Origin of the sequence: Mesorhizobium sp., from assembly GCF_041661565.1 — a bacterium.
Lineage (GTDB): Bacteria > Pseudomonadota > Alphaproteobacteria > Rhizobiales > Rhizobiaceae > Mesorhizobium.
In genome coordinates, this window is record NZ_JBAZUD010000054.1 from 1 (window position 1) to 13454 (window position 13454).

Below are 13454 nucleotides of genomic sequence, written 5' to 3' on the forward strand. Positions count from 1 at the left end.
GATGTCAACAAGGCCTCGCTTCGCCAGGCCGAAAAGAGCGGTGCGCGGCCGCTGCACCGCCTGCATCTCTTTTCCAAGGCCTTGTAGGATGGACAACACCTTGCTTTCCCGCATCGTCGCCAGGGCCAACCTGGCGCCCTCGGTGCACAACACCCAGCCGGCGCGCTGGCACCTGGCGGGGAACGGTTCGATCCTGGTGATGGCCGAGCTGGCGCGGCAGCTCTCGGTCGGCGACCCGCAGGCCCGCGACCTGGGCATCTCCTGCGGCGCTGCCGTCGAGGGCACGCTTATGGCGCTTGCTGACGCCGGCATCGGCGTCGCCGTCGCCGAGGATGTGTGGCAGGCAAACGACACGGTCGCCTTTCCCGGCTACCGGCTCGCGGCGCGGATCGTTCCCGGCGGCGCAGCACGGCCGTCACCGTTGAACGGCCATGTCGCGAACCGCTTCACCTGGCGTTCGCATTTCAAGCCGGCGGCGATGGCTGCCGCAAAGGCGCTGCAGGCATGGGCGCGAAAGGCGGATGATGTGACGCTTGCCCACACGCCTCAGGACATCGCCATGCTGGCGGCGCTGGCCGGCGATGCCAGCCTGGTGTTTCTGCGCGACCGCGCTTTTCGCAATGAGCTTGTGGGCTGGATGCGGCTGGCGCGCTCGCATCCGCGCTACGACGCGGACGGCCTTAATCTCGACGCGCTACGCATGGGCGCGCTGGAAGGATTCGGCGCCGGAGCGGTTTTGGGAACGCGCCTGTTCGAAGCCATCGATGCGCTGGGATTGGGCAAGGTGCTGACGGGCGAAGGATCGAAGACGCGGTCGGCGGCGGCGATCGCGGTGTTCCACCGCCCGCGCGAGGAATCGCCTGTGGAGTCGGGCCGTGCCTTCTACCGCTTCTGGCTCAACCTGACGCGGCTCGGCTTCGCGGCCTGGCCGATGGCGGCAGTGGCCGATCATCCGCAAAGTGCGGAGATTTGCGGCCGGCATTTTTCCATCCCGCCTGAGCGCCGGCTGATCAACGTGCTACGGGCCGGGGTTGCGGGATCCGTGCCCGGCCGGGCACGGCTGCCGGTTCAAGGGATTATCGTCTGAACAGGCCGGGCGTCTCGCGCCGGCCTGTCAACGCCTACTATCAGGCGGCCTTGATCTTCAACGCTTCCCCGTCGCGCACCATTTTGGTTACGCCGGCAAAGTCGAGCTTTCCGGAGCCAAGCACGGGCACCTTGGCCACCACCTGCACTTCGGCCGGCACCATCAGATCCATGGCGCCACTGGCCTTGGCGAAGCTCAGGAACTCGGCGCGGGTGGCGTCGGCGGCCTCGGTGATGAGGATCAGCTTTTCGCCCTTGCGTGCGTCCGGCACCGTGGCGACGGCTGACAGCGAGCCTTTCCACAACTCCCCCGCCAGCACCTCGACCGCGGCCAGCGAGATCATCTCGCCGCCGATCTTTGCGAAGCGCTTGGCGCGGCCGCGAATGGTGATGAAGCCGGTTTCATCGATGGCGACGATGTCGCCGGTATCATGCCAGCCATTTTCAAGCAGCTCGAGCACGCCGGGCTTTTCGGCTCTGAGATAGCCGGCCATGACATTGGGTCCGCGCACGAAAAGCCGTCCGCCATCATCGACGCCGGGCACCGGGTCGAGGCGATATTCCATGCCCGGCATGATTTTGCCGACGGTCCCGGAGCGGTTGTACATCGGCGTGTTGATCGAGATCACGGGTGCTGTTTCGGTGACGCCATAGCCCTCGAGGATGCGCACGCCGAACTTCTCCATATAGGTCATGCGCGTCGCTGCCTTGACCGGTTCGGCGCCGGCAAAGCAATAGCGTATCGAGCGAAAGTCATAGGGGTGCGCGGCGCGCGCATAGCCGGAGAGGAACGTGTCGGTGCCGAAGATGATTGTCGCGTTCGAGGCGTAGATCAGCTCCGGCACGATGCGGTAGTGCAGCGGCGAAGGGTAGAAATAGACCGGCACGCCCGAGATCAGCGGCAGCACCGTGCCCGCCGTCATGCCGAAGGAATGGAAGATCGGCAACACGTTGAAGACCTTGTCGCCCGAGTGGAAGTCGATGCGCGAGGCAGCCTGGGCGGCGTTGGCCAGGATGTTGCGGTGCGTGAGCACCACGCCCTTGGGTGTGCCTTCCGATCCCGAGGTGAACAGGATCACCGCCGGATCGTCGGGCTTGCGGGCGACGCGCGGCGTGCTCTTGCGCAGAAGGCCGAGCAGCTTGTCCTTGAGGCCGATGGTCTGGCGCAGATCGTCGAGCCAGACGATGTCGACCGAGCGGCTGAGTTCCTCGACCACCGGGCCGAGCTTTGCCTGTTCGACAAAGGCGCGCGAGGTGAGCACGGTGCGCACTTCGGCGGCCTTGCAGGCTGAGAGGATATTGGCGGCCCCCGCGGTGAAGTTCATCATCGCCGGAACCTTGCCGGACGACATGACGCCAAGCACTGCCGCGCAGGCGCCATTGGCGTTGGGCAGCATGATGCCCAGCGTCTGCTGGCCGGCATAGAGGTGCTCGAATTTCGCGCCGAGCACGGCGGCCGCCGTCAGCAGCTTGCCATAGCTCAGCGAACCGGTCACCGGATCCTGCACGGCGAGTTGCTTCATGCCGCGTGCGGTCGCGGTCTGGATGATCTTTTCCAGCACCGTCTTGTCGATATCCTGGGTGCGGAAGACGAGATCCGACATGACCTGGTAGAGGGCATTGCCCGCCGCGGCGCGACGCTTGCGGCCGCGCAGCTCCGGCGCCACCTCGAGCTTGACCGGTTCCAGAATGGTCACCTTGACCTTCGGAAACAGGCGACGGCGCACATGCTGGGACGACAGCCGCGAGAAATAGCTCTTCTCCAGCCCTTCGATACGCACAGGCACCACCATCGAGCCGGTCTTGTCGGCCACCATGGCCGCACCATCATAGACCTTCATCAGGCTGCCCGTGACGGTAATGCGCCCCTCGGGGAAGATGACCAGCGGATCGCCGCCCTGCACGATCTTGATCAACGTGCGGGTCGACATCGGCTTGGCCGGGTTGAGGGGCAGAGCGCGGGCGAGTTTCATGAACGGCTTCATCCACCAGGCCTGCGCGATGGTGTAGTCGATCGCGAAGACCGGCTCCTCGTCGGTCAGCGTCAAGGCCAGCGGACCGTCAAGGAAGCTGACATGGTTGAGCGCCAGGATCGGCGCCTGGCCGGCCGCCTTGAGGTTGTCCATCCCGTCGACTTCCAGGCGCAGGAAGGCGCGGAACAGGATGGAGACGAAATCACGGAAAGCGTTGGTCGGCAGATATTTCAACATCAACCAGGCGGCGACGGCGTTGGCCGCGGCCAGGCCGAACAGGATGCCTCCGGTGGAAACCTTGGTCTGGATCGCGGCGACAGCAATACCGCCGACGGTCATGAAACCGGCATTGACGATGCTGACGGCGGCAACGACGCGGGCGCGGCGCGCTTCAGGCGACCAGGCTTGCACGGCGGCGAAGGTGGGCACGACGAGGAAGGCGCTGGCGATAGCCATGCCGGCGAGGTCGATCGCGACACGGATGGTGTTCGGTCCGGCGAAGAAGACGCCAAGGGTTTGCGCCTGGGGCGAAGGCTGCATGCTCCAGATGGTCCAGGCCAGGTGCAGCCCGAACAGCGCCAGCAGCGCCGTGCCGACCGGCGCCGGCAGCAGCACGATGCGACCCTGCGACATCCACGCGGCAATGGCCGAGCCGATGGCGATCGAAACGGCGAACACTGCGAGATAGACCGTGACCGCCATCTCGTTGCCGCCGAGCGAACCCTTGACCAGGGTCGGCAGGATCGACAGGACGATGGCGCCGATCAGCCAGAACCACGACGTCATCAGGCCTGCGCGCCAGATCCGCCTGTCGGTGCGCAATTCGCTGACCTGGCGCCACGTCGAGCGGAAGATGTTCTTGTCGATGACAAGGTCGGGGGCCGCCGAACCCGTTGACGGAATGTAGCGGCTGACAAACCAGCAGCTGACCGCGAGGATCATCATGATCGGTCCGAAGACCGCGACCCCTATGCCATCGGCCGAAACGACGCCGCCGGCAATGGTGCCGCCGAGGATGGCGGCGAAGGTCGCCGATTCGATCCAGGCGTTGGCGCGCGGCAATTCCTTGCGCTCGAGGTGATCGGGCAGGATGCCGTATTTGATCGGCCCGAACAGTGCCGAGATGATGCCGAACATCAGCAGCGCCGTCATCAGCACCGGAATGGACGACAGCGCGATGCCGGCGACGGAGACTGCCGCCGCCGCGATCTCGGCGAATTTCAGACGCCTGGCGATGAGGGCCTTGTCGAAGCGGTCGGCGATCTCACCGCCAAGCGCCGAAAGAAACAGGAAGGGCGCCATGAAAACAGCGCCCGCCAGGGTGACCAGCGACGCCGCCTGGTCCGCCGCCAGCGTGAACAGGATAAGGAACACCAGAGTGTTCTTGAGGAAATTATCGTTGAAGGCGGACAGGAACTGCGTCCAGAACAAAGGCGCAAAGCGCCGGGACGTCATCAGATGACTTGTCGGACGGTTGATCGGGGAGATTTCCATAGCGGCGAATTCCATTGGGCAAGACCGGTGCTGTCCTGGTCGGATCGATCAGCGGTCTTGCGCGGTTTGAGCCTGGTTTAGCGGGAACCCCGTTACACTTCGTTACTGCGGCTGACTTCCATCAGCAGCTTCTCGGTCTTGGCGTCTTCCAGCCGGTTGATGAAACGGCTTGCCTCTTCCGAGTCGCGCAGGGTCTTGGTGATGGTGATCGAGGTGTGCACGAGCATGATCGCGGCCATGGCGTAGAACCCCTTGGCGGCGAAGCTGGCCTCCATGAAGTAGACGCCGCCGGCCATCATCGCCGCGGCAATGGCAAAACTGGCCATGGTGAAGGTCTTCCAGGCGTTTGAGTCCTTGGGAGCGTAGGTGCTTGGGGACATCGGTAGGATCCTTTCGTTTCAGGGTTAGGTTGGGCCGGCGTCGGTCCGTTTCAGGCGTGATGCAATCAGGCCGGCCTGGCGATCTTGCTGGCCAGCCGTTCGAGCACGGTGTCGGCGCTGCTCTTCAACGGCATGCCGCAGCCTGCGGCCGCCAGCTTCTCGCTGACCGCGGCCGGATCGCCCGATTGCTCCATCTCGGCCATCGCAGCGGCGGCGGCGTCGATCTGCTTTTGCCGGGTGCGCAGGCGAAGCAAGGTCGCCTCGGCGTCTCTGAGCGCGGACAGGCTGGAGCCGGGCGCGCTTTCACGCAGGCGCTGGGTGCTGTCGACCGCGGCGACGATGCGTTGGCCGCGCTGCAATTCGCGAAGGCGCATCTCGGAAGCGCGCACAATCCGCTTCAGCCGCTCGATCTCGGTGCCGAAGGTCTTCTGCGCGGCGTCGGAGGCGTCGCGTTCGGCCTCCAGCAGGGCGATGGTTTCGGCCGCTTCGCGGGCAAGCTCGTTGCGTCCCTGCTCCAGCGCAGCGACGGTCCGCTGCTCCAGATCCTCGATGCGGGCGACCAGCTTCTTGAACTGCACGATCTCCTGATCGTTCTGGGCAATGGCTATGGCAACTGCCCGGCGGGCAGCGGCAATCGCGTCGGCGCAATCGCGGACCTGCTGGCGCAGGATCACCAGCGCGTTGCGGTCGACGACCGCCTCGGCCGCTTCGTGGCTATGGCCGCGGACAAGTGCAAAAAACTGTTTCATCATTTCGGTTTCTCCTCTATGAACGTTGTTCACGAATGCAACGTAACACATCGTGAACAGCGTTCAACATAAAAATGAACAACGTTCACATATTTCAGTTAGGGAAGGTTAATGACCGCGAAACGATTCGCCAGGCGCGAGGATCTCAGGAGCAGGCTGATCGAGGCCGCGCAATCGCGCATTCAATCCTCTGGCCTGGCCGGGTTGCGCGCGCGCGACGTCACGGCGGATGCCGGCTGTGCACTGGGTGCGATCTACACCGCCTTTGCCGATCTGGATGAGCTCATCCTGCATGTCAATTCGATTACGCTCGCCAGACTGGGCGCGGCCCTGCAGCACCAGGCAGCCGGGGCCGCGGCGCCGAGGGCAAGGTTGATGGCGCTGGCCAAAGCCTATCTTGGCTTCGCGCGTGACAACCGCATGGCGTGGACCGCGCTGTTCGAACATCGCATGGCGCCGGGCGTACCGGTGCCCGACTGGCATCTGGCCGAGCATGCGGTCCTTATCCAGCATCTGGTCGAGCCGCTCGCCATGCTGCTTCCCGCGCTGGGAGCGGCGGAACTGCTTGCGCGCGCCCGCACGCTATTCTCCGCAGTGCACGGCATCGTCACCATTTCGCTCGAAGACCGCTTCATCGGCCTGGCGCCGAGCGACCTCGAAAGCGAATTGCTGAACTTTGTCGACACCCTTGTGGCGGGCATCGAAAGCACGGGTTGAAACAGCCGGCTGACCGTGCATCACGGAAACAGGATAAACCGTAGGCACTTGGCTATGCTGTGAGGGCTCCGATAGTCCGAGCGTTCGCGAGATAGTTCCCGCCCGCGGCGCGCCTGGATGCGCCCTCGCCTTCATCATTTATCATGTTGGGCCGCCTGAGGGACGGCCCCAATGGCTCGCGGAAGCGATGCGCGCCGTGCTGCGGTCGAGAATGCGATTTCACCTTCTGGGCGAGGTTCGCCTTGTTGATTCCCCTATCCACGTGGTGCCAGCTCCTGACAGCCAATTGTCAGCTCTGCCGTGAGATATTGCGGTTGAAGCGATCCGAAACGGATTCGCCAGTGCAACCTGGAATGCAATGCAAATGAAGCAGATTGCCTTGTCACTTTTTGTCATCGCCGCCTCTGGCGCCTATGTGTGGGAACAGGCCGGTACGGCCCCCGCGGACGACATGCTGGGTTCGGCGCAACCGGCTGACGCCGCCGAGGGAGGTGCCGCGCAGCCGGTAGTCCCCCCCGCGCCGACCGACCGCGCCCCGGCTCCGACCATGCCTGTGATTCGCCAGCAGAGCGTCCGGCTCGAGCCCCGGTTCAACACTCCGCCGGCGATCGGCAGGGAAACGACGGCCGCCATAACAGGACCTGCGCCGAAGCTGGAACCCGTCGTGAAGCAAGCGCAGGTTTCGTGGGCACCCGCCCCAACGCCAGTCCCGGCTGACGCCGCAACGCCATCGGCCGCCGCCGTTCCCGCGGCTGAGACGCCATCCTTCGTCATCACCCCGGCAGTTTACATACCCATTCCGCAACCGCGGCCGGACTATGCGGGAGCAACCGCCCGCGTCATCCGCACAGGCATGAAGGCGACCGCGAATGTTGGCACGAAGCCGGCCGCGCACGGTTTCGTCGATGGCACCTACACTGGCCCCGTCACCGACGCCTATTATGGGCTCATCCAGATTCAGGCCTCCATCCAGGGTGGTCGCCTGACGGCGCTGAAAGTGCTGAAATACCCATCTGACCGCCGCACCTCCGTCAGCATCAACCGGCAGGCACTGCCGATGCTGCGTGACGAGGCGATCAGCGCGCAAAGCGCGCATGTCGACATCATTTCGGGCGCGACGTTGACCAGCAGGGCCTTCATCCAGTCGCTCGGCGGCGCGCTGAAGAAAGCTTCGTCGTAATCCATGCGCGAAACACGGATTTTGATGGGCATGCCCGTCACCGTCGATATTGGCGGCGCGTCGCAAGCGTTGATCGACGAGGTCTTCGATTATTTCGAGCACATCGATCGGCGCTTCAGCACGTACAGGACCGACAGCGAGATTTCGGCCATCAACCGAGGCGACGTTCCGGTCAGGGACTGGAGCGGCGAGATGATGGAAGTGCTGGCGCTCGCCGAACGGACGAAAAACGAGACGGACGGATATTTCGACATCCGCAAGGCTGACGGTTCCCTTGATCCGTCCGGCATCGTCAAGGGCTGGGCCATCCGCAACGCGGCCGAGATCGTTCGACAGGGCGGGGTCGGCGATTTCTTCATCGAGGCCGGCGGCGACATCCAGGCGTCCGGGAAAAACGGAGAAGGAAAGGACTGGAGCGTGGGCATCCGCAATCCCTTCAATGCGGATGAGGTCATCAAGATCGTTTACCCGCGCGGACGCGGCGTCGCGACCTCCGGCACCTATGTACGCGGCCAGCATATCTACAATCCGCATGGGCTTGGCACCCCGATCGCCGACATCGTCAGCCTGACGGTGATCGGCGCGGATGTGCTCGAAGCGGATCGTTTCGCCACCGCGGCCTTCGCCATGGGGCGGGACGGCATCTTTTTTATCGAGCAAGCGCCTGGTCTCGAAGGCTACGTCGTCGACATCGATGGCCGTGCCACGCCGACGAGCGGCTTCGGAGCACTTTGCACGCCATGATCAAGACCATTGACCGATTTCTCGACCGGCTGACCATGTACAGGTTGATCCTGTATTATCTCATGGCGTTGGTGGCCACGGCCCTGGTATTCGGATTGGCCGGCCTGGTGCCGCATGATCCGGTGGCGCTCGCTTTCACCACGGCTCTGGCGCTGGCGGCATGCTGGATCGCCAACAAGGTCTTCGCCCGCATCTTCGAAGTGCCTGCCAACAGTGAGTCCGTTTACATCACCGCGCTTATCCTGGCCCTTATCCTCGACCCGGTGGCCGTCACCGATCTTGCGGGCATCGGTGCCGTGGCATTCGCTTGCGTCTGGGCGATCTCCTCCAAATTCATCTTCGCCGTCGGCAGAAAGCACCTGTTCAATCCGGCCGCCCTGGGCGTGGCATTGTCGGCGTTCCTGCTCGACAAGCCGGCGACCTGGTGGGTCGGCGGCAATTTGTGGCTGCTCCCCGTCGTGCTGCTCGGGGGTATCCTCATCGTCAGGAAGCTGCGCCGGCTGGATCTTTTCGCGACCTTCGTTGCTGTTTCGCTGGCGACAATCCTGGCTACCACCGAGCCCTCGCAATATGGCGTCGCGCTCAAGGAAACCCTGACGTCGTCGCCGTTGCTGTTCTTCGCCTTCGTGATGCTGACGGAGCCGTTGACGGCACCGACGGCGCGCCTGCCGCGCATCGCCTTCGCTGCCATCGTCGGCTTCCTGTTCGCCCCGAGCATCCATATCGGCTCGTTCTATTTCACGCCGGAACTGGCATTGCTGGCAGGCAACCTGTTTGCCTACGCGGCCGGCCCGAGGGGACGCTTCGTGCTGACATTGGAACGCATCGAGCGCTCGGCCGTCGACAGCTATGACTTCATCTTCAAGTCACAGCGAAAGCTTGCCTTCCAGGCTGGCCAGTATCTTGAATGGACGCTCGGCCTCGACCGCTCCGACAATCGCGGCAACCGGCGCTACTTCACCATCGCCTCCGCACCCACGGAAGAAACGGTTCGCCTCGGTGTCAAGTTCTATCCCGAATCCAGCGCCTTCAAGCGCGAGCTTATGACCCTCAAGCCCGGCGACCGGATTCATGCCGCGCAATTGGCCGGGAGCTTCACCTTGCCCGCCAAGCCCGAAACCAAGATTGCCTTCCTGGCCGGAGGCATCGGCATCACGCCGTTCCGCTCCATGCTGCAACATCTTCTCGACAGGAAGGAAAGACGGCCGATCGTCATCCTTTATGGGACCGAAGGCCAGCAGGATATCGCCTACCGCGACGTGCTCGGCGCCGCCAGGCGAGAGCTCGGCATCCGGACGGTTCATGCCGTTGCCCGCGGCGGTGAACGCGGCCAGTATCCCGGCTATATCGACGAGCGACTGATCCGCTTGGCCATGCCCGACTACCTTGAGCGGACATTCTACATCTCCGGCCCCCAGGCGATGGTCAAGGCGCTGCGCCAGAAGCTTCGCGCAATGGGCGTTCGCCGCTCGCGGATAAAGGTCGACTACTTCCCGGGGTTTGCGTGAAGCGGCGGTCAACGGTGCCGTGGCAAGGAAATGGTCACGACCAGGCCCGGGTTGGCGTTGGCCATGTCAAGGCGTCCGCCGTAGGCTTCGACGATGTCCGAGACGATGGCCAGGCCAAGTCCGCTGCTGCCGCCCTTGCTGTCCAACTGGACACCGCGCGACAAAGCGGATTGCCGATCCGCTTCGGGAATGCCAGGTCCGTCGTCCGCGACTGCAATGACGACCCCGCCGGACGTCGTGGATGCACCGACCCGCACCTCGGACTTTGCGTAGCGCACCGCGTTCTCGACCAGATTGCCGAGGATTTCGGACAGGTCACCTTCATCGATTGACGCCATCAGATCGTCGGCGATCTCCACCTTGAACGAAAGCTGCTCGCCGCTTGGCGTGCGTTTGACCACGGCGATGACACCCGCCGCCGTTTCCCGGATGCGGCAAAAGGCCTTGGCCGATACGCCGGGCGCGAGGCGGGCGCGCGCGAGTTCCCGCTCGACGTGACGCCGGATCGCCGCCGTGCTCTTCTCGATGTCGTCGGCCAGGCTGGTCTCGCCCTTCCTGCGCAACGCGCGAATGTCGGCCGACAAGACCTGAAGCGGTGTCTTGAGGCCATGCGCCAGGTCTGTCGCGCGCGATCGCGCGCGTGCCAACGCCTTCTCCTGGGCATCGAGCAACCGATTTATTTCATCGGCAAGCGGCTGCACTTCGCTCGGCGCCGCTACATCCAATCGCGCGGCTCGCTGTGCAATGACGTTTCGAACCGCGACCCGCAGACCTTCCAACGGAGCAAGACCGACGGTAATCTGGATGAAGAAGGCTGCCATGAGGGCGAGGGCAAGCAGGATCAGGGCTGGCGCAAGATCGCGGACATATTCACTGACCGCCACTTCCACGCCGCGATGGTTTTCCGCGACAATGGCCCGAAACGATCGGCCGTCGACATCGGTGACCATGCGCTCGACGGCGATGGCCAGTTCCCCGTCGGGCCCCTTGAATTCCTTGAATTCCCTGATTTCGCCGCCGGTTCCGAGGGCCGGCAAGGCAAGGGTTGCATCCCATAATGAACGCGAGCGGACCAGATTGCCGGGCCCGACGTCCTCCACCTGCCAGTAATGACCGGACAAGGGAATGGAAAAGCGCGGGTCGGCCAGGGCTGACCGGACCGAAAGGCGGCCGTCTGGCCCGTATGCGGTAGCACCGATCAGATCGTTGAGGTCGACGGTCAACTCGCTGACGACACGCCGTTCGACATTCAACTCGAATAGGTAGCGCAGTCCGACTCCCGCCACGGCAAGTGCGATGAGGATTGAGACCGCCGCTGCCGACCAGAGCCTGAAGCGGATCGAGTTGCCCATCAGGCGGGCTCATCGGGTATCAGATACCCGAAGCCACGTCGCGTTTCGATGACGTCGCTGCCAAGCTTGCGGCGCAGGCGCGCGACAATGACCTCGATCGTGTTCGGATCGCGGTCATTGCCTGAATCGTACAGGTGCTCGGCCAGTTCGGTGGGCGCCACCACGCTCCCGGCATGATGCATCAGAAACGCCAGGAGCCGATACTCCAGCGGCGAAAGCGAAACGGGAATGCCGCGCAGCGAGATACGCATCTGGCGCGTATCCAGAAGCAGAGGCCCGGACTTCAGCACGGGCGCCGCCTGCCCCGCCGAGCGCCGCAGGATTGCCCGCAACCGGGCAAGCAGTTCTTCCATTTCGAAGGGCTTGGGGAGATAGTCATCGGCGCCGGCATTGATGCCTTCGACACGCTCCGTCCACATGCCCCTGGCCGTGAGGATGAGAACTGGAAACCGTCGGCCATTGGCCCGCCAGCGTTTCAGGACCGTGAGGCCGTCGAGCTTGGGCAATCCGAGATCCAGAATGGCAGCGTCGTAGGTTTCGACGTCGCCCGAGAACCAGGCGGCTTCGCCATCACGTACGATATCGACCGCCATTCCGGATGACTTAAGGGTAGCCGCGATATCGGCCGCGATGCGCGGCTCGTCTTCAGCAAGGAGAATCTTCATCAGTCACCCTCCCCGCCCCTTATGATGACACCGGCATCGGCATCGACATCGACGATCTTGCGACGGCCGTCCGCGACGATGATCTGGAACCGATAGACCCATTTGTCGCCGAGGCGGATGAGGTCGACCGCGACGACATCGCCGGGCGTTCTGGCGCGAACGATGTCCAGGATTTTCGCAAGGCCTTTGATTTCGCCGTGTTCGTAGAGTTCCCGCGCCCGATCGTGGTCGCCGTCATCATCCTCGTCGGCAAGCGCGGCAAGCGGCTGGACCAGGGCAAGCCCGATCAGGACCATCACCATGACACGCTTCAGCTTGGTTATCATCAACAACGCATCTCGCACACGGAAGCTGTCAATCTGCTGTCAGCCATCCTCAGCCGGCAGCAAGCAGAGTTCTCTATTGGATGTCATCGCGTCCAATCATGGCCGCGCTGAGAAGGATATCGAAATCATGCGCAATTCCATGTTGTTGCTTGTAGCACTTGGCGGCCTCACAATCTCTGCCCTGCCGGCGGCCGCTGAATCGAACGAAGGGTCATGTGGAGCGCCCGCCGCCGCCGCCCCTGCCGGTCCAATCGATCTGGAGGCCATCCCGATGAAGGACGCCACCGGCCCGAAGGCAATCAAAGGCGTCGGCGACGACGAGTGCGATGATCGGTCCACCGGTGGCATCTCCGGCGAAAATGAAGCATCGGACGACGACTAGTCCTCCCAATCGGGACAAGCCGGGGCATCTAACTCAGTAATTTCAGAGGGATAGGCGCAGACCACGCGGCTTGGCCGAATCCGCCTCCGGGCGCGCTCGGGCTAAAGATATTCGACGTTGCCGTCCACGCTGATGGCCTGGCCGCTGATGTTGCGGGCCAGGTCCGAGGCAAGGAAAAGCGCCAGGTTCGCCACGTCCTCGGCCTCGACCATTCTTCGCAGGGAGATTTTCGCGAGAAACGACTGGCGCACCTCGTCGACAGGTACACCCAGCGCTTCCGCGCGATCCGCGATGACCTTGTCGATGCGTGGTCCCGTGACGGCGCCAGGCAGGATCGCATTGGCCCGAATCCCCTGCGGTCCCAGCTCGATTGCCAGCGATTTGACAAGGCCGACGATCGCCCATTTCGTTGCGGCATAGGGCGTTCGGTGGCTATAGCCAAGGCGGCCAGCCACCGAACTGATGGCGAGAACCGAGGGGTTCCGGTCGGATGCCTTGAGCAATGGCAGGCACCGCTTCAGGAAATGAAAATGTGATTTCAGATTGACGTCGATCGTCCGTTCGATGTCGGCCTCGTCGAGCCTGTCGAGTTCCCCCGTCGGTCCCGCGATCCCGACATTGTTGACCAGTAGGTCGAGGCCCTTGAACTGGCTGACCACATCGGCAACGACCCGATCGACGTCCTCGACAAGCGACGCGTCCCCCTGGCTGCCAACCAGCCCCGGGTTTGCTTTGACGACGCTTTCCACATTCGCGTGAACCAGATCGGTCACGTGGACCCTTGCACCGGCCGAAAGCAGCCTTTCGGCGATGGCCCGGCCGATGCCGCTGCCGCCCGCCGTCACCAGCACGCGAAGGCCGCGCACCTCAAGTGTACATGCTGATTTGACCAACGGAT

General features: G+C 63.7%; 13 protein-coding genes. 6 read left to right on the top strand and 7 right to left on the bottom strand.

Features of this window, described 5'->3' with window-relative positions; genetic code table 11:
- Positions 1-88 precede the first annotated feature (88 nt).
- On the top strand, positions 89-1087 hold the full coding sequence (locus WC739_RS11890; RefSeq protein ID WP_372953228.1) for a hypothetical protein: 999 nt from the start codon (positions 89-91) through the stop codon (positions 1085-1087).
- 40 nt (positions 1088-1127) lie between these two features.
- Here WC739_RS11890 and WC739_RS11895 read toward each other — a convergent pair whose 3' ends face one another.
- From WC739_RS11895 to WC739_RS11905, 3 genes are all read right to left on the bottom strand, one after another.
- The gene (locus WC739_RS11895) at positions 1128-4553 is read right to left on the bottom strand and encodes an acyl-[ACP]--phospholipid O-acyltransferase (protein WP_372953229.1); all 3426 of its coding nucleotides are present in this window, start codon (positions 4551-4553) and stop codon (positions 1128-1130) included.
- Positions 4554-4645: 92 nt separating this feature from the next.
- Complete coding sequence (locus WC739_RS11900; protein WP_372953230.1) at positions 4646-4933, bottom strand: YiaA/YiaB family inner membrane protein; 288 nt, start codon at positions 4931-4933, stop codon at positions 4646-4648.
- A gap of 65 nt (positions 4934-4998) precedes the next feature.
- Positions 4999-5685 (bottom strand): PspA/IM30 family protein, encoded by a 687-nt coding sequence (locus WC739_RS11905; RefSeq protein WP_372953231.1) that lies wholly within the window; start codon positions 5683-5685, stop codon positions 4999-5001.
- Positions 5686-5793: 108 nt separating this feature from the next.
- Between WC739_RS11905 and WC739_RS11910 the strand changes: the two genes are divergently transcribed.
- The 4 genes from WC739_RS11910 (at position 5794) to WC739_RS11925 (ending at position 9831) form a co-directional block, all read left to right on the top strand.
- Positions 5794-6399 carry a TetR/AcrR family transcriptional regulator gene (locus WC739_RS11910; protein WP_372953232.1) on the top strand — a complete coding sequence of 202 codons (606 nt, stop codon included), beginning with the start codon at positions 5794-5796 and terminating at the stop codon, positions 6397-6399.
- 364 nt (positions 6400-6763) lie between these two features.
- Entirely contained in the window at positions 6764-7579 is an 816-nt protein-coding gene (locus WC739_RS11915; protein WP_372953233.1) for an FMN-binding protein, read from the top strand.
- 30 nt (positions 7580-7609) lie between these two features.
- A complete protein-coding gene (locus tag WC739_RS11920) occupies positions 7610-8323 on the top strand; it encodes an FAD:protein FMN transferase (RefSeq protein WP_372953234.1) in 714 nt (237 codons plus the stop codon).
- A complete protein-coding gene (locus tag WC739_RS11925) occupies positions 8320-9831 on the top strand; it encodes an RnfABCDGE type electron transport complex subunit D (protein ID WP_372953235.1) in 1512 nt (503 codons plus the stop codon). Before WC739_RS11920 ends, WC739_RS11925 begins: the two co-directional genes overlap by 4 nt.
- An 8-nt stretch (positions 9832-9839) precedes the next feature.
- Here WC739_RS11925 and WC739_RS11930 read toward each other — a convergent pair whose 3' ends face one another.
- From WC739_RS11930 to WC739_RS11940, 3 genes are read right to left on the bottom strand one after another with little or no spacing between them, the layout of a single operon-like run.
- Positions 9840-11183, bottom strand: coding sequence for a sensor histidine kinase (locus tag WC739_RS11930; RefSeq protein WP_372953236.1), 1344 nt, complete (start codon positions 11181-11183; stop codon positions 9840-9842).
- The gene (locus WC739_RS11935) at positions 11183-11848 is read right to left on the bottom strand and encodes a response regulator transcription factor (protein WP_372953237.1); all 666 of its coding nucleotides are present in this window, start codon (positions 11846-11848) and stop codon (positions 11183-11185) included. The genes WC739_RS11930 and WC739_RS11935 overlap by 1 nt, the downstream gene beginning before the upstream one ends.
- Complete coding sequence (locus WC739_RS11940) at positions 11848-12150, bottom strand: PepSY domain-containing protein (protein WP_372953238.1); 303 nt, start codon at positions 12148-12150, stop codon at positions 11848-11850. Before WC739_RS11940 ends, WC739_RS11935 begins: the two co-directional genes overlap by 1 nt.
- On the opposite strand from WC739_RS11940, the gene WC739_RS11945 reads away from it, so the two are divergent.
- Complete coding sequence (locus tag WC739_RS11945; RefSeq protein ID WP_372953239.1) at positions 12149-12556, top strand: hypothetical protein; 408 nt, start codon at positions 12149-12151, stop codon at positions 12554-12556. The two genes, WC739_RS11940 and WC739_RS11945, sit on opposite strands and share 2 nt — an antisense overlap.
- Positions 12557-12657: 101 nt before the next feature.
- Here WC739_RS11945 and WC739_RS11950 read toward each other — a convergent pair whose 3' ends face one another.
- Positions 12658-13449 (bottom strand): SDR family oxidoreductase, encoded by a 792-nt coding sequence (locus tag WC739_RS11950; protein ID WP_372953240.1) that lies wholly within the window; start codon positions 13447-13449, stop codon positions 12658-12660.
- Positions 13450-13454: the final 5 nt, after the last annotated feature.